General features: G+C 52.1%; 26 protein-coding genes. 8 read left to right on the top strand and 18 right to left on the bottom strand.

Annotated elements, in window-relative coordinates; translation table 11 throughout:
* Nucleotide 1: 1 nt before the first annotated feature.
* Genes CPY64_RS07500 through CPY64_RS07490 form a run of 3 tightly spaced genes read right to left on the bottom strand, consistent with a single transcriptional unit; the run spans nt 2 to nt 1577 of the window.
* Nucleotides 2–274, bottom strand: coding sequence for an MmoB/DmpM family protein (locus tag CPY64_RS07500; protein ID WP_003800437.1), 273 nt, complete (start codon nt 272–274; stop codon nt 2–4).
* Nucleotides 274–1281, bottom strand: a complete 1008-nt coding sequence (locus CPY64_RS07495; RefSeq protein WP_042480285.1) for an aromatic/alkene monooxygenase hydroxylase subunit beta — start codon at nt 1279–1281, stop codon at nt 274–276. The genes CPY64_RS07500 and CPY64_RS07495 overlap by 1 nt, the downstream gene beginning before the upstream one ends.
* 23 nt (nt 1282–1304) lie before the next feature.
* On the bottom strand, nt 1305–1577 hold the full coding sequence (locus CPY64_RS07490; protein WP_042480282.1) for a phenol hydroxylase subunit: 273 nt from the start codon (nt 1575–1577) through the stop codon (nt 1305–1307).
* A 351-nt stretch (nt 1578–1928) separates the two neighbouring features.
* On the opposite strand from CPY64_RS07490, the gene CPY64_RS07485 reads away from it, so the two are divergent.
* Nucleotides 1929–3632, top strand: coding sequence for a sigma-54-dependent Fis family transcriptional regulator (locus CPY64_RS07485; RefSeq protein WP_042480280.1), 1704 nt, complete (start codon nt 1929–1931; stop codon nt 3630–3632).
* Nucleotides 3633–3716: 84 nt separating this feature from the next.
* On the opposite strand, the gene CPY64_RS07480 is transcribed toward CPY64_RS07485, so the two are convergent.
* Together CPY64_RS07480 and CPY64_RS07475 are read right to left on the bottom strand one after the other, a co-directional pair.
* Entirely contained in the window at nt 3717–4079 is a 363-nt protein-coding gene (locus tag CPY64_RS07480; protein WP_042480277.1) for a hypothetical protein, read from the bottom strand.
* A gap of 48 nt (nt 4080–4127) precedes the next feature.
* Entirely contained in the window at nt 4128–4619 is a 492-nt protein-coding gene (locus CPY64_RS07475) for a hypothetical protein (RefSeq protein ID WP_052362852.1), read from the bottom strand.
* 157 nt (nt 4620–4776) lie between these two features.
* Between CPY64_RS07475 and CPY64_RS07470 the strand changes: the two genes are divergently transcribed.
* The gene (locus tag CPY64_RS07470; RefSeq protein ID WP_042480274.1) at nt 4777–5055 is read left to right on the top strand and encodes a hypothetical protein; all 279 of its coding nucleotides are present in this window, start codon (nt 4777–4779) and stop codon (nt 5053–5055) included.
* Here CPY64_RS07470 and CPY64_RS18975 read toward each other — a convergent pair.
* The 7 genes from CPY64_RS18975 to CPY64_RS07435 all read right to left on the bottom strand — a co-directional run bounded on the left by CPY64_RS18975 (nt 5047) and on the right by CPY64_RS07435 (nt 9568).
* Nucleotides 5047–5304, bottom strand: a complete 258-nt coding sequence (locus tag CPY64_RS18975; protein WP_042480271.1) for a hypothetical protein — start codon at nt 5302–5304, stop codon at nt 5047–5049. The genes CPY64_RS07470 and CPY64_RS18975 overlap by 9 nt on opposite strands.
* A gap of 28 nt (nt 5305–5332) precedes the next feature.
* Nucleotides 5333–6067 (bottom strand): amino acid ABC transporter ATP-binding protein, encoded by a 735-nt coding sequence (locus tag CPY64_RS07460; protein WP_042480269.1) that lies wholly within the window; start codon nt 6065–6067, stop codon nt 5333–5335.
* Nucleotides 6064–6762, bottom strand: a complete 699-nt coding sequence (locus CPY64_RS07455) for an amino acid ABC transporter permease (protein ID WP_042480267.1) — start codon at nt 6760–6762, stop codon at nt 6064–6066. The genes CPY64_RS07460 and CPY64_RS07455 overlap by 4 nt, the downstream gene beginning before the upstream one ends.
* Nucleotides 6762–7496, bottom strand: a complete 735-nt coding sequence (locus CPY64_RS07450; protein ID WP_042480265.1) for an amino acid ABC transporter permease — start codon at nt 7494–7496, stop codon at nt 6762–6764. Before CPY64_RS07450 ends, CPY64_RS07455 begins: the two co-directional genes overlap by 1 nt.
* 102 nt (nt 7497–7598) lie before the next feature.
* The gene (locus CPY64_RS07445; protein ID WP_042480263.1) at nt 7599–8408 is read right to left on the bottom strand and encodes an ABC transporter substrate-binding protein; all 810 of its coding nucleotides are present in this window, start codon (nt 8406–8408) and stop codon (nt 7599–7601) included.
* Between the two features lie 170 nt (nt 8409–8578).
* The gene (locus CPY64_RS07440) at nt 8579–9118 is read right to left on the bottom strand and encodes a lipocalin family protein (protein ID WP_042480261.1); all 540 of its coding nucleotides are present in this window, start codon (nt 9116–9118) and stop codon (nt 8579–8581) included.
* A 30-nt stretch (nt 9119–9148) separates the two neighbouring features.
* Entirely contained in the window at nt 9149–9568 is a 420-nt protein-coding gene (locus CPY64_RS07435) for a GFA family protein (protein ID WP_042480256.1), read from the bottom strand.
* Between the two features lie 294 nt (nt 9569–9862).
* On the opposite strand from CPY64_RS07435, the gene CPY64_RS07430 reads away from it, so the two are divergent.
* On the top strand, nt 9863–10267 hold the full coding sequence (locus tag CPY64_RS07430; RefSeq protein WP_042482088.1) for a RidA family protein: 405 nt from the start codon (nt 9863–9865) through the stop codon (nt 10265–10267).
* Between the two features lie 145 nt (nt 10268–10412).
* On the opposite strand, the gene CPY64_RS07425 is transcribed toward CPY64_RS07430, so the two are convergent.
* Nucleotides 10413–10586 carry a YegP family protein gene (locus CPY64_RS07425; RefSeq protein WP_021446666.1) on the bottom strand — a complete coding sequence of 58 codons (174 nt, stop codon included), beginning with the start codon at nt 10584–10586 and terminating at the stop codon, nt 10413–10415.
* A gap of 385 nt (nt 10587–10971) precedes the next feature.
* On the opposite strand from CPY64_RS07425, the gene trhA reads away from it, so the two are divergent.
* Both trhA and CPY64_RS07415 read left to right on the top strand, forming a co-directional pair.
* Nucleotides 10972–11592 carry a PAQR family membrane homeostasis protein TrhA gene (gene trhA / locus CPY64_RS07420; RefSeq protein ID WP_042480255.1) on the top strand — a complete coding sequence of 207 codons (621 nt, stop codon included), beginning with the start codon at nt 10972–10974 and terminating at the stop codon, nt 11590–11592.
* Between the two features lie 175 nt (nt 11593–11767).
* Nucleotides 11768–12061 (top strand): hypothetical protein, encoded by a 294-nt coding sequence (locus CPY64_RS07415; RefSeq protein WP_042480253.1) that lies wholly within the window; start codon nt 11768–11770, stop codon nt 12059–12061.
* A gap of 281 nt (nt 12062–12342) precedes the next feature.
* On the opposite strand, the gene CPY64_RS07410 is transcribed toward CPY64_RS07415, so the two are convergent.
* Nucleotides 12343–12675, bottom strand: coding sequence for a hypothetical protein (locus CPY64_RS07410; protein WP_042480251.1), 333 nt, complete (start codon nt 12673–12675; stop codon nt 12343–12345).
* Between the two features lie 319 nt (nt 12676–12994).
* A complete protein-coding gene (locus tag CPY64_RS19105) occupies nt 12995–13162 on the bottom strand; it encodes a hypothetical protein (RefSeq protein ID WP_165589468.1) in 168 nt (55 codons plus the stop codon).
* A gap of 211 nt (nt 13163–13373) precedes the next feature.
* On the opposite strand from CPY64_RS19105, the gene CPY64_RS19310 reads away from it, so the two are divergent.
* Nucleotides 13374–13736: an SOS response-associated peptidase family protein gene (locus CPY64_RS19310; protein ID WP_080723674.1), complete on the top strand. Its 363-nt coding sequence runs from the start codon at nt 13374–13376 to the stop codon at nt 13734–13736.
* 570 nt (nt 13737–14306) lie between these two features.
* Nucleotides 14307–14726, top strand: coding sequence for a BON domain-containing protein (locus CPY64_RS07395; protein ID WP_042480246.1), 420 nt, complete (start codon nt 14307–14309; stop codon nt 14724–14726).
* A 491-nt stretch (nt 14727–15217) separates the two neighbouring features.
* Here CPY64_RS07395 and CPY64_RS07390 read toward each other — a convergent pair whose 3' ends face one another.
* Entirely contained in the window at nt 15218–15706 is a 489-nt protein-coding gene (locus CPY64_RS07390; protein WP_042480244.1) for a cysteine hydrolase family protein, read from the bottom strand.
* A 58-nt stretch (nt 15707–15764) separates the two neighbouring features.
* On the bottom strand, nt 15765–16643 hold the full coding sequence (locus CPY64_RS07385) for an MBL fold metallo-hydrolase (protein ID WP_042482086.1): 879 nt from the start codon (nt 16641–16643) through the stop codon (nt 15765–15767).
* A 126-nt stretch (nt 16644–16769) separates the two neighbouring features.
* Here CPY64_RS07385 and CPY64_RS07380 point away from each other — a divergent pair, with 126 nt between their 5' ends.
* A complete protein-coding gene (locus tag CPY64_RS07380; RefSeq protein ID WP_042480243.1) occupies nt 16770–17726 on the top strand; it encodes a GlxA family transcriptional regulator in 957 nt (318 codons plus the stop codon).
* A 373-nt stretch (nt 17727–18099) separates the two neighbouring features.
* On the opposite strand, the gene CPY64_RS07375 is transcribed toward CPY64_RS07380, so the two are convergent.
* On the bottom strand, nt 18100–18432 hold the full coding sequence (locus tag CPY64_RS07375; protein ID WP_080723673.1) for a lysozyme: 333 nt from the start codon (nt 18430–18432) through the stop codon (nt 18100–18102).
* Between the last annotated feature and the right edge of the window lie 1816 nt (nt 18433–20248).

Raw genomic sequence — 20248 nt, 5'->3', positions numbered from 1 at the left:
TTTAGCTGTTCCAGTGCAAAAACAAGCGGTCTTCATCTTCATCCACGTTGCCACCCAAGGTGATCAGATTCAGATGCAGTTCCTGCATGTCCCACTGCTGCCCATACTTTTCTTCCACGGTCTCGCGCTTGACGGTCAGCTGGCCCACGCACTCAATGCGAATCATGGCTGGCTGATAAATCACCGTGGCGTCCGGATTGTCTTCTTCGATGGCCTCGACGATGTAGCGCGACATGTCGTTGTCTTGCAGACCGATATAAACCTTGGATGTCATCAGGCTTCTCCACCCAGGCTCAGGCCTGCTTTCGTGACGCGTTTGGCAATGGTTTCCTGCGCTTGTGTCCAGACTTGATCAGCCTGGTCGGCAAAGGCAGCCTGGATATAGGGCATGAAGGCGGCTTGCACTTGCGGCAACCACTGATTCAGCCAGTTTTGCAGTTGCTGCTTGTTTTCCTCGCTTTCAGCAGCCGCAATCTTGAAGACGCTATCGCTCCAGTTGGACAGGTCCTTATGACACTCCAGCATGAACTCCAGCAGCATATCCAGATCGCGGCCGCCTTCCTTGGCCAGATCCGCCACCAGACCCTGATACACCACTTGATGCACCACGGTGTTGATCAGCAAGGACTGCACCAGCAGCAGTTCAAACCAGTCTTTTTGAACCAGCGTTTTTTCGCACAAGGCGCGCAGACCTTGCCAGGCCGCATCCTGCATCCAGGCCTCTTTGGCCTGGCTCAGGGAATCGGCACTATTGCCATCAATCAGCAAGCCAATACGGGAGACGTATTGCGCCATACCCAGCGAGTCCATCCCGGCATAGAGACAGGCTTGGGTAATGGTGGTGCCATAACCGTAGGCTGAGCCGGACATGAAATTCAGGTTGGCGGTTTGCTCGATGTGACGCAAAGGCAGCAGCAGGCGGGTGACCTTGGCTTTGACGTCCTCGCTCAGGTACTGGGCCAGCTCGCGTTTTTCAAAAAAGCCGTAATTGGTTTCAGCCGATTCCTGCATGCGGGCACGGTTTTGCACGTAAGCGCCGTAGTAGAACTGGCGAGGGTCACGGAACACATACCAGTCCTTCATCTGAATGGCGGTGTGTGTGGGGTCGTTCAGGGTCTTGTCCGGCATCCACAGGGGCCGGTAATGGAAGTTGGCGGTCGCCTGGGCGTCGTATGTTGCTTCCTGGTAGCGGGTAGCCGGCTTTTCACCAAAGCGGCGGGCCACGTTGGCGAAGGTTTGCCGCACGGGCTGCAAACTGGCCGTTTTAATTTCTAATGTCATCCTCTTGTTCTCCTGAATAAAACCTACTGGGCTTCAGCCTGGCGGCTGTTACCGACCAAAGTGTCATAACCAAAACGCCATTTTTCTTCGTTCTCGTCATTGACCCGCATTTGCTCCTCGCTCATGGGCTGGACATTGTTCTGCAGGCAAAACTGCTCAAACGCTGCCGGTGGCATGACCAGTTCCACAAACAGGTCCGCCTGGCCAATCGCAAAATCAAATTCCACAAAGCGCGCATTGGCGGGACTGCGTACACGTACGTACTTCGTCAAAGTGGGCAAGCTCGTGTCTGCCATCTGTTCTCCTCCTGATCAAGCTGTTGCATGAGTGTCCACAGCCTGTTCATAGCAAACTGCGTGCCAACTTTAAATTTGAAGGATTTAACCCTTTAGGATTAAAGAGATAGGAGTAGTCAGAGCCAGACGCCATGCGCTGTTGGCCGGCGGCCTGAAAATAAAATTGATCATTTGATCAAGTGCTTAGCGTCGTTTTCACCAAATGCTGAGTTAGGGTAAAGCCCTAGAAAAAACCGTTTTATCCGTCCTCTGGACACTATTCTGTTTTCCTTGAGTCACTAGAAAGACAGGCGGCATACTGGTTTTAGAACACTCAAAACCACAATAAGAAATCACAGGATGGAGACAGCCATGGGGGCTACTGAACTCACACTGCCATTAAGTCAGGACCTGATCGACGCCATTCGCTTTGATGCGCGGGAAGGCAAAATATGGTTTGGCGAGCAGCGCATGCTCTTGCTGCATGCCAGCGGTTTTGGCCAGCTACGCAAGGAACTGATTGCCTCTTTAGGCAGCGAGCGCGCCAAATACTTTCTGATGCGCTTTGGCTACCACGCTGGCATGAAGGATGCCGAGGTGTCACAAAAAGTGCGCCCGGACCTGTCATTGAAAGAGACCTTTCTGGCCGGCCCACAAATGCACACCATTCGCGGCATGGTCAAAGTGGTGCCTACTTCGCTGACCTTTGATCGCGATGCCGGCCAGTACTACGGCGAATTTGACTGGTTTGATTCCTACGAAGTCAGCAATCACCAGAAAGAGCACGGCCAATCCAGCGAGCCGGTCTGTTGGAGCTTGCTTGGGTATGCCAGTGGCTACACCAGCTTCTATATGGGCAAGAGCATCATCTACAAAGAAACCCAATGCGGCGCCATGGGCCACAGTCACTGCAAGATCGTGGGCAAGCCTGCCGAGGAATGGGAAGCTGATGATCCCGAGATCGACCGCTTCATGCTGCCTGACCCGGTTCAGGACGAACTGTTTGCCTTGCGATGTGAGTTGGTGAAGTTGCGCGAACAGGAGTTCAAGCACTCCAGCGCCAACTTCACCTTGCCCAACTCTATTGGCCAGTCCGCCGCCTACCAGGCTGCCTGTCATCTGCTGGAAAAAGCGGCACAAAGCAAAGTCTCCGTGCTGCTGCTGGGGGAAACCGGCGTAGGGAAAGAAGCTTTCGCACGCGGCCTGCACGCGACCAGCGACCGGGCGGATCAGCCCTTTATTGCAGTGAACTGTGCGTCCATTCCCCCGGAGCTGATTGAATCAGAGCTGTTTGGCGTGGAGAAAGGCGCTTATACCGGCGCGCATAAATCCCGCCCCGGTCGTTTTGAGCGTGCCCAGAGCGGCACCATTTTTCTGGATGAAATCGTGGAACTGTCACCACGGTCCCAAGCCGCCCTGCTTCGTGTCTTGCAGGAACAGGAGCTGGAGCGCGTGGGGGATGAGAACATCCGCCATATCGACGTGCGTGTAGTGGCAGCCACTAACGAAGATCTGGCCGAGGCCGTACAAAAAGGCACCTTCCGTGCCGACCTGTACTACCGCCTGAACGTCTTTCCCATCCACATCCCGCCGCTGCGTGAGCGCAAGGAAGACATTCCGCTGCTGACCGAATACTTTCTGAACAAATACTCCAGCATGTACAAAAAGCACGTGCTGGGAGTGAGTGACCGTAGCCGGGAATTGCTGATGCAATATGACTGGCCGGGCAATATCCGCGAGTTCGAGAACATGATCGAGCGTGGCGTCATCCTGACCGAACACAATCACGAAATCGAAACCCACCACTTATTCCCGCAGCAGAAAAGCGCCTTGCAGTATCTGAGCAGTTTGAATACGCAAGGTTTTATGGCGAAGGAGTCCTGTTTCAGCGCGAACCAGACGCAATATCTGGAGCATCTGCTGGAAACGCCCTTCAATCTGGATGATCTTGAAGAACAAATCATCCAGCTGACGTTAAAAAAGACGAATGGGAATATTTCAGAAGCTGCGCGCAGGCTGGGGCTGACTAGACCTGCTTTGGCATATCGGCTGAAGAAGGTGGCGATGCCGACATAGGAACACCAGCACTTCTCATGCTATTGGCTAAGCCTGACCGTACAGAATAGGCTTGACTCTGCAACAATTCCTCAATCGTGGCACTTAACCAAAAATATGCTGACCTTGCAGTAACCTGGCACCTATGCCTAAGCCCCCCAGCATGAACAAGCCAATCAGAACGACATAGAGGACACTCAACGACCAACCCAGAAGCCTGGCGTCACGCTTTGCGCCCGTCGGCAGGGATCGACAAACCCTGCTGTAATACCGGTTCACAACAAAGATCAGCGAGGAAAAGCCGACACCAACAATGGCAAATACATAATTGATTGCCGCATACTGGCCCTGTGGATTGGCCAACCCATCAAATAAAAAGATCAGGGCCAGAATAGATACGAGCACACAAAGAGCTGTCGCCAGCACAGTAGCCACTTTATGAAACGACGTCTCCCACTTAATGCCCATGTCCTCTCCTTACCACCGCATGCCCCCTAAACCAAGCCAGACGCGGCCTCACTCCCGCCTGCATACCTCGGCCTCCTCTTTTTTGACATCGCCATAGCGCCCTTGGCTAGTCTTAACGGTGATACATGTCTGGTTTGAATCGTTCCACCATACGGTACTTAAGCCCTGCACTCTCACTGGCGCGTATCCTTCTTTTTGCAACCGCATTTCCCCGCCTGCCGCACGAGCATCTTGCAGGCTAAGCGGATTGAACTCAGAAGAAGGTCTTGAGCTTGGCTCAGACTGCACCAACGCTTGTGCCTGCACTTCAATCACAGGACCCCGTCTACGAATAACAGCCTCCTGAGCATGTATGACGCTCTCCTTGCCAGTTACTGTCACATTGCCCGAAGCTTTCAGCTCATGCGTGCTCAACACGTCAACCTTGTCCGCCTGTATGTGTATCCGGCCCAGTTGAGCACTCTCTTGCATGCTTGAAGCGAAGGCTGGTACAGAGGCAAAGGTCAGGCCCAAGACCAAATTAGAAAATAACTTATGCACTGTTTATCCTCGACATTTCCAAAATAGCACTTGATTACCCCCCAATCCCGAGACTATTTATACCCCAGCAGCTAAACACCAACCAAACACCGTACTACGCCCAACACTGGCCTGATTTGCCCCACCTACTACAATGGAGGCTTATCTAAGGAGTCTTATGTTGGAATTTCAGCCCCGTGAACGGGCGTATTTATCTGGTATCCGTGCCCTGTCTCAAGATCAGGACGACAATGAAGTGTTTGTAGGTATGACCGTAGCCGAGTCCATCTGGTACGCAAACTACGTAGCGCAGTCATACAAAGGGGATGTAGCGCGAGGCGATGAGGCCGAAGCACGTTACCTGGCCCTGCATGATCAGCACGAACAGGCACGCCGTGCCGTACTGGCATCAGAATCTCTGCTGCAATCATTCGACACACCCGCTCAGTCATCCTGAGCACATCGCGACACTCTCCCGGCCGGGCAAGCATGTCATTAGCCCTGTTTCATCAAGCCTGGTTTGCTCGCCCATAAAAAAGCCCGCCCATTTTTCAACAGGCGGGCTTTTTTTATAGATGTGGGCTCCAGCGTCTGCTACGCACAGCTTGGCTTGGCTTGGCTTGGCTTGGCTTGGCTTGGCTTGGCTTGGCTTGGCTTGGCTTGGCTTGGCTTGGCTTGGCTTGGCTTGGCTTGGCTTGGCAATCATCAAACCAGCTGCAGAGCAAAGACACAAGCTACAGACGTAGTTCCTTGGACAAGAAGGTTTGCACGCGCTGTGGTCGGCCCTCCAGATCACCAAAAAACACATCCGTAGGCACGTCCTCCAGAATCTGGCCCTGATCCATGAAAATCATCCGATCCGCCACTTTGCGGGCAAAGCCCATTTCATGGGTGACGCACATCATGGTCATGCCCTCTTCCGCCAAGCTGACCATCACGTCCAGCACCTCGTTGACCATTTCCGGGTCCAAGGCCGAGGTAGGCTCATCAAACAGCATGCAGACCGGGTCCATGCACAAGGCCCGTGCAATGGCGACACGCTGTTGCTGCCCGCCCGACAAGCTAGCTGGATAACGATCCGCCAACGCTTTCAGGCCCACCCGATCCAGGTACAGCAAAGCCCGATCATTCGCTTCGTCCCGCTCCCGGCCCAGCACTTTACGCTGTGCCAAAGTCAGATTGGCCAAGACATTTAAATGCGGAAACAGCTCGAAGTTCTGAAAAACCATCCCGACTCGGCTGCGCAAGTCTGGCAGATTCGTCGCCGGGTCGCCGACGGAAATCCCATCCACAACAATCCTGCCCTGCTGAAACGGTTCCAGACCATTGACGGTTTTCAACAAGGTGGACTTGCCGGAGCCCGAAGGCCCGCACACCACCACCACTTCCTGACGGTCCACTTGGGCCGTGCAATCCTTGAGCACCTGAAACGTGCCATACCACTTGGAAACACTATCGATACGGATCATTTGCCATCCAGTCGCAGATGTTTGTCATAACGTCGGGCCACCCGATTCGCAATCAACTCCAGCGTTGCGCAAATCACGTAGTACATCAGCCCGACAAACAAGAAAATTTCAGTAGGGTGCACCATGACCCGATTACTGACCTGAGTGGCCACAAAAGACAGTTCCGCCACGCCAATGACATAGGCCAGCGAGGTGTCCTTGATCAAGGCAACCCACTGATTAATAAAAGAAGGCAGCATCACCGGCAAGGCTTGCGGCAGGATGATGGACTTCATGATTTGAGCGGTTTTCAGGCCCAGGGCCTTGCCCGCTTGCCATTGCCCCGCCGGCAAGCTGCTGATGCCCGCAAACACCGAGTGCGCCAGATACGCACCGCCAATCAAGGACAAGGCGCAGACCACGGTAAACAAGCCCGGCACATCCACCTTGAACAGAATGGGCAGCAGAAAATACACCCAGAAAATCAGCATGATGACGGGGATGGCGCGGAAAAAGCCCAGAAACAGCAGCAAAGCGGTATGCGCCACACCGCGGCTCAAAACCAGAGCCACCCCAAAAACCAGCCCCAGAACGGCCGACAAGCTAGCCGATAGCACGCTTAACAAGAGAGTCAGCGCCGCCCCACCTAAAGGGCCATGCGGATACGCCCCCACCAGGAAGTACAGCAGGTTGTCATGAATTACGTCGAAGTTCATTACAGCCCACCTCGCACTTGCAGACGATGACGCTGCAACCACTGCCCACCTACCTCCACCAGCATGACCAGCAAGACATACAACAGCGTTGCAATCCCAAAGGACTGGAAGGTCTTGAAGGTTTCAGTTTCCACCTGACGTGAGGCATATGACAGCTCTGCCAAGCCGATAGCCATGGTCAGCGAGGTGTTCTTGATGACATTCATGTACTGCCCGATCAGCGAGGGAAAGGTATTGCGTAAAGCCTGCGGCATCACCACATAGCGCCAGACCTGTATGGAAGACATGCCCAAGGAAGCAGCGGCGGCCCATTGACCTGTGCGAACAGCCCGCACGCCGGAGCGGAACTCTTCAGCCACAAACGCCGTGGTGTAGATCGTCAAACCCACAAAGGCGGCCAGCATCTCGAAACTGGGCCAATGCACATCGAACAAGACCAACTGCAAGACATGCTGAGTATTCAACCATTGAACCAGCTCCGGCGGCATCAAGGCCGAGGCCCCGAAATACCAGAAGAACAATTGCACCAACAAGGGTGTATTACGGAACAGACTCAGGTAAGCACGTACCGGCCAGGCCAACCAGGCAAAGGGCGACAACCTAGCAATACACACCAGAAAACCCAAAACAGTTGCAGCGAAGGAGACAACTAAAGAGAGCTGAATCGTGACCCAGAACCCTTGCAGCAACCAGCCCACATAGTGGGGTGCCAGCCAGAAATCAGAAGACGGCATAGCAAACACCAAAAAGCAGGATCAAGCGATCCCGCTGTTAAAAACACAAACAGGAAAAGGCCAGCCTGAACATTCAAGGCTGGCCTGCAAGCAAGTGATGACTTACTGTTGCTGACCGATGCGGTACAAACGCTCCAGCGGCGTTTTGGACTGAGGGCCAAACCAGACGTCGTAAATGGCTTGTGCCTTGCCCTGGGTTTCCAGCTCCAGCAAGGTTTCATCCACAAAGGACTTCAGTGCTGTCTCGCCCTTGGGGATACCAATACCGATCAAGTCCTCGGAAATGCTGAAGGCCGGGATCTCATAGTTTTCCTTGTCCGGCACATTGGCCAGCAAACCAATCAGCTTGGGACCATCCTGAGTGATGGCCTGCACATTGCCGTTACGCAAAGCGGTAAAGGCGAAGGGCGTATCGTCATAGGCAACCAGCTTGGCCTGAGGGTATTTTTCACGCAGGACGATCTCATTGACCGTACCTTTATCCACACCAATACGCAGCGAGTTCAACTGCTCGGGCGAGGACAAGACGCCTTTCTTAGCCAGGAACTGCTGACCTGATGCAAAGTACGGAATGCTGAAATCAACCTGCTTGGCGCGCTCTTCCGTGATGGTGAAGTTAGCCAGAACCAGGTCTACTTTATTAGACGTCAACAGCGGCACACGATTGGCCGGATTGGTTGGCAAGACTTCCAGCTTCACGCCCAGCTTGTCAGCCAGAGCCTGAGCAAAATCCACATCCAGACCGGTGATCTGGCGGGACTTCTGATCCACAAAACCAAACGGTGGATTGCTGTCGAAAGACGCTACTTTCAAGACACCCGTTTTCTTGATGTCATCCAGACGATCAGCCTGGGCCACTCCAGCCACCAACGCCAGGGTAAGGGTCGCGGCAATGCTTAAAAACGACTTCATGATAAAAACATTCCGATAAAAAAATGGCACGTCCGATACATACCGTCGTGCCATTCGACCACAGCCGCAAGCTCTTCAAAACGATCTAATTTCCCCATGCTTATTACTAAAAACGCTAAGAGGATGTTCTGATTTGTGCAGGTGCTGATCGAGCGATTACCGAATGCGTGCTACGGCTTGGTCGATACCACTTTTTGCACAGAAAAGCCTTGTGCCGCAGCGTAATCCAGCAAGTCGCTAACGACTTGTGGATCAGCCTGTTTTTCCCGGGACAGGACCCAGAGATATTTCCGATCCGGTGTCCCTACCAGTGAGTATTGATAGTCCCCTTCCAGCTTCATGATCCAGTAATCGCCCCACACCATGGGGAACCATGAGAGCCATTTTGGAGCAAAGCGCACTTCCAATATTGCCGGATCCGCAGGTTCCATACTACTGGACAGTCGCCCTTGACCAATGGCTTCCTGCTCTTTTCCGTCCACACCTTGGCAGCGGTTGGTAACGGTAATCGTCTTGTCGGCTTCCATCACGTAATTGGCTTGCACATCCCCGGCACATTCACGCTGAAAGCTATTGGGTAAACGCGCCTGCTCATACCAGGTGCCCATGTACTTGTTCAGGTCTACGTCTTGTTGAGTCGCGAGGTCAGCGTTGGAAGAGGCGCAAGCGGCCAGTAACGCAGACAGCGACAGGAAAAGGATTCTTTTCATCACAGAGCTCTCCTTGTACATGAACCAGGATCAAGAAAATAGCTTAACCACCTCTTCGCCTGTCATCTCTCGCGTTTTGTTAGCGAACGTATAGTTATCAGGCTTGTCATCAATAAAGACCTGCAGCTCGAACGGCCAGCTCCCGCTGTCCTTGAACAAGCCAGCAGAAATGGCATGGAAACCACCCGCCTTAAGCTTGTAAAACAAGTGCGTGCCGCATACATCACAAAAACTTCTCTCCGCCCATTCCGAGGAGGCATAAGAACGTACATGTTCTTCGCCTTCGATCACCGGGGTTTCATGAGACTCCAGCGACAAGAACGGGCCGCCGGACCAGTTGCGGCAGATACCGCAATGACACGCACTGATCGAAGGCTTGTGCTGCTGCAAGCTGATTGAAACGGCGCCGCACAGGCAGTTGCCGTGAATCATGGATTTGTTGTTTGCCATAGGAGCCTCTAGAGGTAGATAGTTGAGTAATTCTAGCGGCTGAATCATCAAATTATGGCAACGCGATGTAATACATTTCCGAGCTTTCCAGGCCGCTATCCTAGAAAAGCAGTCACAGCTACGCAGATCGTTCCCCATCTGAACTCCGAACGAGGCAGATCGAAGAAGAACAGCCTTAGTGCCCGATGATCAGGAAATCCCAAGCGCAGCCCTTGTCTTCCGGCACAAAGCCCCAAAGTATGAGCCTGGCGCGTGAACACACCGCCTCAACTGACTTTCCCTGTATTTATCAAAATGACAAAAAGCGCTATTAATCCCTCTACCGTATTCAACTCCCTGCAATACGGTTTCAGCCAAGGCCTGGTAGTCACCGGCAACCGCCGCGTCATGTTGTCTGGCCAAGTCGGTGTAGATGCTCAGGAACAAACCGTAGCTGGCGGTATGCGCGAGCAAACAGAAGCCGCCCTGGACAATATTGAACTGGTCCTGGCCGAGGTTGGCAGCAAGATTGATCAAGTGATCATGCTGCGGATCTTTATCCGGGAAGACGCAAGCTCACCGCAAGAGCAGGATGAGATCGCCGCTGCGCTATTGAAACGATTTCCTGTGAACCCACCGCCCTCTTCCTGGATCCTGATTAGCGGATTGGCCAAGCCTGAGTGGTTGATCGAGATTGAGGCTGAGGCAATGCTGGATTGAGTGCCTGCTGTTAAGGCTCCCGTGCGGATCCAGCTGATAAAAAAGACCTCGGAACTTGGCGAGGCCTTTGAACTCCCTTTTACCAGGGAGTTTTTTAATTCACGGGACTAAAGGCTACGCGTAGAGACTCGTAGAAAGTCTGTGCTTACTCCTCGACAACAGGAGCATCCGCCATCCCTTTTTTCACAGACTCAATGCTGTGCTGTGCGCTCTGCTTGCTGCTGTAGCCTTCGGAGCTGACGCAAATAATGTTCCCATTCGCGGCCTTGAATCGCCACCGCCATTCACCACTTTTGTCCTTGTAAAGCACAAATTTCATGATGAGCCTCTTTAGGTATGAGCGCACGTCGCGCAAACCGTATCCTAAAACCAGGTTTAATCAGCAGATATTGGGGTTTACCTGACAGGTATACGAATGCTTTGGATGGCCAGCGTACCACACTCGACGCAGACCGTTCTTGCCCCCAAGCACAAGAGATATACACACATCCATCAAAAACCGAGGCAACGCGATACGGGGACAGATCACAAGGCTTTGAGTGTTGAGCACCTTGACCGATATTCCTCATCCAACGCAGCAAACAAATGTACGGTGCTGACCTAATAGAGATCAATACGGGAGCTTGATTTATGCGCTAAGCTTTTCCGACCACGACGACAGTCTTGCAATCGGCGTGCCGAATGTTCGGAGAGTAAAAAGCATCATGTATTACGGTGAACGTTTCAATGCCTGGTCACATCTGATCGGCGCAGTTCTGGCGGTAGGCGGCGTATCCTGGCTGATTGTCATGGCAAGTCTGACCGGGGATCCCTGGCGCATCACCAGCACGGCAATTTATGGCACTACGCTTGTCCTGCTGTATTTGATCTCCACCCTGTACCACTGCTTCAAGGGACGAGCTAAAAACGTATTTCGCAAGATGGATCACTTCTCCATCTATTTGCTGATTGCTGGCAGCTATACACCCTTCTGCCTGGTCACACTGCGAGGTCCTTGGGGATGGAGTCTGTTTGGTGTGGTCTGGGGCTTGGCGCTGATTGGCATTCTTCAGGATATCCGCCCCCGCTCGCCTGCACGCATATTGTCGCTGGTGATTTATGCCGTTATGGGATGGATTGTGTTGCTGGCGCTGGGGCCATTGGAATCCAGTCTGGGCTCGGAAGGATTTTCCTGGCTGGCGGCCGGTGGGGCCATTTACACGGCCGGAATTGTCTTCTTTGTGTTTGACGAGCGTTTTCGACATTGGCACGGTATTTGGCACTTATTTGTGTTGGCCGGCAGTGCAGCGCATTTTCTGGCTATATCTCGGTATGTCGTTATGTAGAGCAAAGCACAGAGCGTGAGCACATAACAAAAAAGCCTCTTCCGAGGCTTTTTTGTTGGCTGATACAAGCCCTGTTATATCTGAATAAGTCTGATTACATCTAAAGGTACTGACCTGTAGCGAATATCTACTCGTGCTCCTAGAATAAAGCAACGCAACTAGAGGCGAGGCTTGAATGATCACACTAGAGACGGGACTATATCTTCGTGTTCAAGAGCTGAAAGATGGGCCAAAGCCCTACCCGCTTCAAAGCGGATTCAATATGCAGACCGCTTACCGTGCCCTGGGGATGTTCAACCCGTCGGAAACGTCAGACGCTTTTTTTATTTTGGCTAATGACAGGGACGAGATCTGGTTTATCTGTAATCGTCATTTACGGGCCGTTGGGGTGAGCCCTGAACCTAGAGATCTACGGCGAGCGCTCGAATCGATGTCGCCGGTGACGCAGAATTACCACCAGCACAGCTGACTGCGGACTGCAAAGTAAAGCTGTACTTAAGTAAAAATAGGACCCGCACTGATCCAGTGAGAGTCCTCTCATTCAAGGAGAGTCATTTAGCCATCGCCTTACACTGCAAACCAGTTTCCGACCGGGCGTCTGTATATAGCTCAGTCCTTTGGCCACTATTGAGCACCGCGTAAAAGAGCACCAGAGGTGTAACGGTACCAATTATCTGCCCATGGCATAACTCGCGCGCACAGGCCCATAGCGCTTGGTGAGAGCGGACGCCTTCAGGGCAAGACGAGTCTTTATTCTTTACGAACTAACAGAACGACACCCGCAGGATCGTTTGTCCAATGGCCTTCAACGCTATCAAGTGGCTCTAGATAGTCACGAGCCGGCCCACCCAGTTGCTCTATTGCGGTATCAGGATCGTCACTGAAAAGCTCAAGCCATACATCAGTCTGGCTCTGTTTTTCAACACGATCCAGCCAAAGAGTCATTTCACCAAACTCAAAGCCGATACTTTCATTCAGTATCCTCTTTACCGTTAGCCCGACACGGTCCCGGTAGAACTCCACGGTTTCCTGCCATTTATAGGACGGAATCTTTATAGCGATGTTTTTACCTGGCTTGATCATGGCTTCCTCGTATCGCAAACGAATTGAATTTCACGCACTTGGCACAGCCTGGAGCTGTGTGCATGTATTCTGGTAAGCAGTACTGAAACGGGGGGGTTGCTAGGCTCTTGTTATGCTTGGGATTCATCTTTCGAGGACGGCTTCATACCCCAAAAAGAGAAAATGCCTCTACGGGGAGCGGGATGACTCCCCTACGGATTAAGCCCCGACACGTCATCGACAGCCCGCCCTAGAGCGGGCTTTTTTGCGTCTGGAAAATGGTTAACCCTCCCAGCATGCACCGTTAAAGCCCTGGCAAGTGCTAAGCTGCCGACAAAAATCAACCCGAATGTGCGCGCTTGCCGGGGTTTTTCTTGCTGCGGGTATGCGCGCCACGTTCCTGGCTAACACGCTGGCCCCGGAATTTTGTACTAAGGTTCACGCCCTTGGGAGTGGCAGGAGGAGGAGTACGCTTACGGTCGGCTTCAGTAAAAATTTTGGTGCCCATGGAAATCTCTCCAGTTTGGTTAACTTGCTCTTGTTGATCGAGAACTCGAATTAATCTTTGCAACAGGAATCTTAAGGAATAACCTGCTACCTCATCTAGCATAGCAGGCATTGCTAAAACCGGTTTGAACGGTCCAATGGGTCGATGACATACACCCATGGAATGACTCACTTATAAGAACCAGCAACCAAACCTTGATAGATAAACGCCTGTGTGGACAGGGGAAACTGACGACAAGCAACCACGGCTTATTCATGCCAAGGATGGGGAACTGCTCTACATGGCCGCAATAACAACGTGGCAGCCAGGCAAAAACGAGGATGTTGAGCATGGCTTTGCCATTGCCACCGTTGCCAGCGCGGGCGGCATAGTCCATATTCACGACCGCAGACCAGTAGTTTTAACGCCAGAAGCTGCGCCAGAGTGGACTTCGTCGGACACCAGCGTCGAATCAGCGCTGGAGCTTTTGAACACTGCGCGACCTGAGTCTGCATTCAAGTGGTATCCCCTTACTCGTCAGAGGAGCAATGTGAAGTGTCAGACTCCAAACACAAATCATCCTACAGCCATATAAGCATTCTTCCCACACATTGCATTACATCCGTAACTTTTTGAGCGTTTTAAAAGCTCACCTGAGCGTAAAGTCAGAAAGAACTAATAGCAATGAGAATTATTTTGTAGTTCCAGGCTCATTAGAGCTTAGCTGTTACCTGTATCAACCTTTACCAAAGGAGCAATATATGGGAAAGCTAGACCACGGCACAATGTGCATCATGTGCCAGACATTGCCACTCTCGAAGCCCCACACAACGGGCCATACCAACATGACAGCGTTAACCCCCAAAGAGGATTTTGGAGAGTTTGGTACTCAGCGTCTTTATCGGTGCTCAGTCTGCCACACGCACTGGCTTTACCAGCAGGACAAATGGCAGGCCTGCTTAGGGTTTAAGTTATGGTCAGGTACATTGAACACCTTTCTGACTCACGACAACCGGCAAATTCCTCAACCAGCAAGACTTTCGACGGCCAGCACAAGCAAAGCTGCGGTTCGCTTTAATTAAGAGGGATGAGCCTGCCACCCGAAAGCAAGGCGGACGTCCTTTAAAAGACCCACGAAACCAATTCGCCCAAATTAGGTGAAAAAATGACTAACTCAACGACTATCTCTAAGCTATTGGCAGCCTCAGCACTCAGCTTTGGGTTAAGCGCCGGCGCCCTGGCAGAGGACAGGCCCTCCCATCCTGACCTTTCCGCAACAGCCGGAAAAGGAGCAGCTGAGGAGAAAACCCCAGGAGAAGCGAACGCTAAAGAGGTACACAACCGCGGGGCCGATGCTCATAAAAACGCACCTGACGCAGAAATCACAAAGCAGGTGAAGGCTCACCTAGCCGCCCAAAAAGAACTGCAGGGCAACAGCATCTCAGTCGAAACCGAAAATGGAGTCATTACGCTCACTGGCACAGTTTCAGATGACAAGCAGCTTAAGCAGGCAGTTTCAGAGGCTGAAAGCATCAAAGGCGTGAGCAAGGTTGACGCCACCGGCTTGACAGTCAAGACCAACTAATCCGACACCCTTTTGCTAAAGACATACTAAAAGCACTACCGCATTTAGACTTTCGTATATCCAGCCTCACACGCCAACCCAGCTAATCTGTAGTCAATCAGATTTAACTTGGCAATACCTGTCATGTTTGGTCCCGAATTTAAGAATGCTGAGAAGGACTGCGTTCGGCCATAACCAGATCCTCCTGCCTGACCTCCAGTATCGCCAAAAACAGACTTTGGGCCATCTGTACCCTGTCACTTTCACAATCAATATCGAACCCGAGACATCACAATGACCGGTGGGATGTGATGATACTGTCGCAGACAATGAAAGCAGCCTTGAAATGTTGGGACGATAAAGTCATTTTCTTCATGTACAGACATATACCAAATATATCTATCGCGCTAATTTGCCTACAGCTTTCCAGGCTGCTTTTTGAAAGATTGCCCTGCCTGCACTGGGACCGTTGCGTAGGGCCTGCTCGAATTTAATAGCGCACAGTGCTGGTTCTATACAACGTCGCATCGCGCACTCAGACCTTGCAGGGCCAAGTCACTCAAGGCCTTGGTGGGTGCGGCGCAGCCTTTGGTGATGATATGGACTTTCATGTCGCTCGCTTGTGGAGACAGTGCGGTATGGGTCACACAGTGCTGAGTCATCATGCCGGTGAGATAAAGGTCGGTAATGCCAGCGTCGCGCACGATTTGCTCCAAATTTGTTTTGAAGAAGCTGTCGGCTTCACTTTTTACAACGATGGGCGCATCGCCCAATGCGGCAACAATGGTATTGTGGATTTTTACGCCTTCGGTGTCGGGCTTGAAAGCTGGGGCATCGGCAGAATTGACATGCTGGACCCCAACAACTAGCCATCCATCACGCTTCGCTTGTTCAATGGCCTCAATGGTCCCTTTGCAAGCTTCATTGGCATTTTCCAGTGTGAATGCGCCGCCAGGAAAGTAATCATTCTGAATATCGATAACGATTAATGCTTTTTTCATTGGGTTTCCTTTTCTCGTGTTAGAAAGACCGCCTAAAATCTTAGGCGGCTTTATTTCATCAGAACTTCATGCTCTCACCATCCGCAGGTATCAACACACTTTTTTCAATTTTTTGGCCTTTCACAAACTCACTCAGCTCTTTCCGGCTGAGTGACATGTGGTTCACAGAATCCATATGCACGGCCACGATTGCCGCATTGGGTGCGGCCTTTGTGGCTTGTAGTGTGTCCTGCTTGCCCATGATGATGGGATGCTGCTCAAAACCACTCATGAGCGCGCTGCCAGTGTTGAGAATCACCACGTCTGGCTTGTGCTGCTCCAGCGCCTGATCCACCTCCGGACGCCACACAGTGTCGCCAGCCACGTAAACCGTTTTGGTCTGAGGAGCAGAAAACACGACGCCCATGACTGGACCCATCGCCTCAGAACGCACGAGGTCTGCAAACCACAGATCAGTGCCATGCTGGCCTCCGGTCTTACTCAGCTTCACGCCCTTAAATGTGGTGGAGCCGTCGAGTACGCGCACATCTTTGAACCCTTGACTACGAATCATCTTTGCATCCGCTTCGTTTTGCGTGAATACAGGCAGGTCCTTGGGAATCGCTTTTTGAGCAGCCTCATCCCAGTGGTCCGTATGGGTGTGGGTCACGACCACCGCTTCTACGCTGTCGAGCACCTCTTTCGCTGAAAAAGGCAGGTCTACCAAAGGATTTCTCAGCTCACTTCGGTAAGTACCTGGGAAGCCTGGAAACTCCCCCTTCGCCGACAACATAGGATCTACCAAAAAGGTCGTACCAGAAAAGTCGATCTTGACCGTTGCGTTACGGATCAATTGCACCTCCACTGTCGTATCGGTCACAGTTTCAGGCGCTGACCAAGCTGTCGGCACGGAGGCTCCAAGCGACAGCGAGACCATCAGGGGAGCAAGGACTTTCATCGAGCACATACATAACCACCAGAATTGAATTTGAAGAAGCCTCTATTGTGATAACTCAAGCTTCTTTCTAGAATTGACCTTTAAGGCAATCTTCGAAAGTTTTAGGCCACTACGCACTTTAACGCCATGTCAAAGCCACTTCCCCTCGTAGCTCTCGTTACTTACCCGCATTTCAGCCCGTTTCATTTTGGTGTGCCGTACTTGATTTTCAGCTCCCCTTTGCCTGAGCATGCTCTGTTCGACCTGAGGATCGTCACACCGGGAGGCACAGCATTGCCTGCCGAACGCGCATTGCTTGTTCAACCCGATGGCGGGCTGGAGTTGCTTACGCAAGCAGACATCGTCGTGATTCCCGGTTGGCATGATCTGGACGAAAGTCCTGAGCCAAAGTTGATAGCCGCCTTGCTCCAGGCTCGCCAGCGAGGAGCCCATATAGTGGGTCTGTGCTACGGCGCGTATGCACTGGCCTATGCCGGCTTGCTTGATGGAAAACGCGCTTCCACACACTGGATGGCGGAGCCAGATTTCAAGCTTCGCTTTCCGCAAGTGCAGTTAGACATGAATGCGCTGTATGTAGATGATGAGGGCCTGATCACATCTGCTGGTACAGGAGCGAGCTTGGACTGTTGCCTCTATATCGTGCGCAAGTTCTACGGCCAAAAAACGGCGAACAAGGTCGCTCGGATGATGGTTGTACCGCCTCACCGCGAAGGTGGGCAAGCGCAGTTTATTGAACAACCTGTAGCCCCTTCAACGCAAGACGCCAGGATCAATCCGTTGCTGGACTATTTGCGCGAGCATCTGAACCAGACTCACTCCGTCGATGCGCTGGCACAACGCGCCGCTATGAGCCGGCGCACGTTCACGCGCCACTTCAGCAAGGCTACCGGCATGTCATTTAAAGAATGGTTAATCAACGAACGCCTGCAACGCACACGAGAGTTGCTGGAGAGCACCTCTTTGCCTGTGGAAACCATCTCTGATTTGGTCGGATTTCAAACCCCTACCTCACTGCGTCAGCACTTCAAACGCAGAAATCAAGTCAGTCCCAGCGAATGGAGAACCACCTTTGGATGCAGCTGAGCGTCATCCGCTTTGGGTCGAACTGCGGCATTCATGATCTAACACATTCTGTCAGGTCAAACCGCAATTTATACAGCTAAACGTCTACGTTCAGCCCCTGCTGCACAGGCTTGCGCAGCCTCATCACGCCCTCCAAGCGGCTCTACAAACATTCTAATGGCGGTGTCGGCTGCCTGGCGCCCTGAGGCTACCTTTGCGAGCTTGATGCTCTGAAGCTAACCCACTGCCCTATCGAATCAGCCTGAGAAGTTCTTTGCCAGCTCCTGGGTGTACCCAGGATGGGCCACGCGGAAATAGAGCATGAGGAATCGGCTTCGGATCAAGCTGACAATGAACGCATTTCAAACCATAGGTACTGGAAATGCGCCATTTATCAGGACTGCTCTGCAGCGCCAGCCTGGTCGCCGGCATTGAACAAGCGCACCAGCGTAAAACCTTGAAATGCCGAGACGCCGATGATGTAGGCCAGGTCCACCATGGCATCAAGCTGGGCCTGGTTCGCAGGACGACTCAGGGCTTTCAGAACACCTGGCACGAATTCGCAAGCTAGTCGGCGCTTCAGGCATTCATCAGCCTCGGCCTGGGTAATACGCAGACCTTCCGCCACGTCTGGTCCTGCGTCACCCCAGCCGATTATCCATACTTTGCCGTCAGTATCCCAATATGCTTCCAACGAACAACTCTCGAAATACTGCAGGATGGCCAAGCTATCACGCTGAGCCTTAGCTCACTTCCTTCGTTTGCTGTCAGTGTGTCTACTGAGAAACTCGTCAGCCTTCCTAAGCACCCAGTAAAGACACAGAAAACCTCCTATCGAAACTAAGACAAAAAGCAAATCCTTGAGGACATAATGCATACACTTCTCGCTGCACCACAACGCAACTCATGTGCGTGAGATCACCGATCGACTCTTGATAACCATAAGTCTTTCGAACTCCTCTCATTCATCGACACATCTCCAGATGAGAGCCCACAAAAATGGACTTCCTCCAGGTCATCGGAAACGAGGATCCCCAGCCATATAGCGTGGTGCATTGAAACAGAGAATCACAGCAGACTCACAAGCAAGGGCGCAGAGAGCCCTGCATCTGGGAAAAGCAGGCTGCTGCATGTCCGCCGTACGCCTACGCATCGTCATAACGCCCAAATTTGGGCTTAAAGATTAGAGGATGCTCCGAGGCTTCTTGAGCAAAACGCAAAAGATTCTGGCGCTGCCTAGGGCGGTATTCAATGGTAAAGCACATAGCCACCAAGTCACTTTTGCCCCGAGGACAAACCTCTGTATGGCTTATTGCCATTCCTTGGGTAATAGCCCAACTGTGAACCAAGCGCCTAACGACCGCTTGATCTGACTGGCGACATTGCAGTGACATTCTTGTACGGCCAAGCATGCCTTTGCCTGTCGCACCTAACTTTTCCCCGTCACTAAAATACCTCCTTGCCGCCAAAAATCGGCGTGTGAACAATCCTAAAAAAGACACTTCAACCTCCCAAAGTACAGGCAAGGCTTCTAGGCGAGAGAATAGCCAGGCGAGCGCCCGGCATGGACGAGCAGGATCCAACATGCAAAAAATGCATATTGATTGTCTTAGTGTGGGAAAATTTTAGCGGTGCAGCCCAGCCGCCAAAGATTGCCACATCCTTTCAGTCCTTTAGGATGTGGCAGAGTAAGTTTCTGCTTAAGGCCTAAAAGACGGTGCATTCGGGCTGAGCCGACTGCTTATGTCCGTTTCCATACCCACCAGAACTACTCCTTGATTATTAATACTATAAAAATTGTACTTGAGTTTTATAATGCAAAAAACGAATAACCATTCAACCTTAAAGGTTATTTATATTTCCAAATACCCACTCTCTGTGAGAGCGTTACTAGCTACCTGCCTACCGTATTCTAAGTGCCCTGTCTGAAAGGTCAGTTGCTTCGTTGCGAACTCAAAACGAAAAAATACAGGGCGCGTGAGATAGCCAGTCGCTCAAGCTTCAGCTTAACAACACTGGGCCGTACATAGTGCGCTGTTAAGAGGGCCCGGTACTCAGGGTGAATGCCCTTTATTTCGTGATCTAGGCGCTCCACCTCTTTATCAGTCAACTAATCTGCTGGGTCCATATATGTCCCACCGTCTACCCGCGTAGTTATAAATGCCGATCTCTTCGGATAACCCAGGAGACTCCGATTCTCATCGCGCTTGGCTGGGTCCAGTCCATCATCAACAATCAACGACGGCATGAACCGTTTGCCATCCACCCCAAGGGCTTTGGCAAAGCCATCGATCGGCAGCTTTGATGCGAGCAAAGCGGTTTTCGCTCAGAGGTGATTGAGCGTCAGCTGACACACCGTGATCGCAACAAGGTACGTCGTGCCTACAACCATGCTCAGTACATGGCAGAGCGTCATGGGCTTATGCCATGGTGGTCGGACTACTTGAATGAATAGCTGGAGAGAGCATCAAAATAGCCATGCCCCCAAAATACCTTGGCGAGGCTTGGCGCAGCTTGGAACGCTGGGCAACAAAAAAGCCCCA

Origin of the sequence: Alcaligenes faecalis (assembly GCF_002443155.1) — a bacterium.
GTDB classification, from domain to species: Bacteria; Pseudomonadota; Gammaproteobacteria; order Burkholderiales; family Burkholderiaceae_B; genus Alcaligenes; species Alcaligenes faecalis.
The sequence above is the reverse complement of the archived record's forward strand: the minus strand, read 5'-3'. Positions and strand labels throughout refer to the sequence as shown.

Excerpts from the sequence above, each read along its gene's own strand:
- CPY64_RS07500 (WP_003800437.1), bottom strand. The coding sequence starts at position 274 with ATGACATCCAAGGTTTATATCGGTCTGCAAGACAACGACATGTCGCGC.
- CPY64_RS07495 (WP_042480285.1), bottom strand. The coding sequence starts at position 1,281 with ATGACATTAGAAATTAAAACGGCCAGTTTGCAGCCCGTGCGGCAAACC.
- CPY64_RS07490 (WP_042480282.1), bottom strand. The coding sequence starts at position 1,577 with ATGGCAGACACGAGCTTGCCCACTTTGACGAAGTACGTACGTGTACGC.
- CPY64_RS07485 (WP_042480280.1), top strand. The coding sequence starts at position 1,929 with ATGGGGGCTACTGAACTCACACTGCCATTAAGTCAGGACCTGATCGAC.
- CPY64_RS07480 (WP_042480277.1), bottom strand. The coding sequence starts at position 4,079 with ATGGGCATTAAGTGGGAGACGTCGTTTCATAAAGTGGCTACTGTGCTG.
- CPY64_RS07470 (WP_042480274.1), top strand. The coding sequence starts at position 4,777 with ATGTTGGAATTTCAGCCCCGTGAACGGGCGTATTTATCTGGTATCCGT.
- CPY64_RS18975 (WP_042480271.1), bottom strand. The coding sequence starts at position 5,304 with ATGATTGCCAAGCCAAGCCAAGCCAAGCCAAGCCAAGCCAAGCCAAGC.
- CPY64_RS07460 (WP_042480269.1), bottom strand. The coding sequence starts at position 6,067 with ATGATCCGTATCGATAGTGTTTCCAAGTGGTATGGCACGTTTCAGGTG.
- CPY64_RS07455 (WP_042480267.1), bottom strand. The coding sequence starts at position 6,762 with ATGAACTTCGACGTAATTCATGACAACCTGCTGTACTTCCTGGTGGGG.
- CPY64_RS07450 (WP_042480265.1), bottom strand. The coding sequence starts at position 7,496 with ATGCCGTCTTCTGATTTCTGGCTGGCACCCCACTATGTGGGCTGGTTG.
- CPY64_RS07445 (WP_042480263.1), bottom strand. The coding sequence starts at position 8,408 with ATGAAGTCGTTTTTAAGCATTGCCGCGACCCTTACCCTGGCGTTGGTG.
- CPY64_RS07440 (WP_042480261.1), bottom strand. The coding sequence starts at position 9,118 with ATGAAAAGAATCCTTTTCCTGTCGCTGTCTGCGTTACTGGCCGCTTGC.
- CPY64_RS07435 (WP_042480256.1), bottom strand. The coding sequence starts at position 9,568 with ATGGCAAACAACAAATCCATGATTCACGGCAACTGCCTGTGCGGCGCC.
- CPY64_RS07430 (WP_042482088.1), top strand. The coding sequence starts at position 9,863 with ATGACAAAAAGCGCTATTAATCCCTCTACCGTATTCAACTCCCTGCAA.
- CPY64_RS07425 (WP_021446666.1), bottom strand. The coding sequence starts at position 10,586 with ATGAAATTTGTGCTTTACAAGGACAAAAGTGGTGAATGGCGGTGGCGA.
- trhA (WP_042480255.1), top strand. The coding sequence starts at position 10,972 with ATGTATTACGGTGAACGTTTCAATGCCTGGTCACATCTGATCGGCGCA.
- CPY64_RS07415 (WP_042480253.1), top strand. The coding sequence starts at position 11,768 with ATGATCACACTAGAGACGGGACTATATCTTCGTGTTCAAGAGCTGAAA.
- CPY64_RS07410 (WP_042480251.1), bottom strand. The coding sequence starts at position 12,675 with ATGATCAAGCCAGGTAAAAACATCGCTATAAAGATTCCGTCCTATAAA.
- CPY64_RS19105 (WP_165589468.1), bottom strand. The coding sequence starts at position 13,162 with ATGGGCACCAAAATTTTTACTGAAGCCGACCGTAAGCGTACTCCTCCT.
- CPY64_RS07395 (WP_042480246.1), top strand. The coding sequence starts at position 14,307 with ATGACTAACTCAACGACTATCTCTAAGCTATTGGCAGCCTCAGCACTC.
- CPY64_RS07390 (WP_042480244.1), bottom strand. The coding sequence starts at position 15,706 with ATGAAAAAAGCATTAATCGTTATCGATATTCAGAATGATTACTTTCCT.
- CPY64_RS07385 (WP_042482086.1), bottom strand. The coding sequence starts at position 16,643 with ATGAAAGTCCTTGCTCCCCTGATGGTCTCGCTGTCGCTTGGAGCCTCC.
- CPY64_RS07380 (WP_042480243.1), top strand. The coding sequence starts at position 16,770 with ATGTCAAAGCCACTTCCCCTCGTAGCTCTCGTTACTTACCCGCATTTC.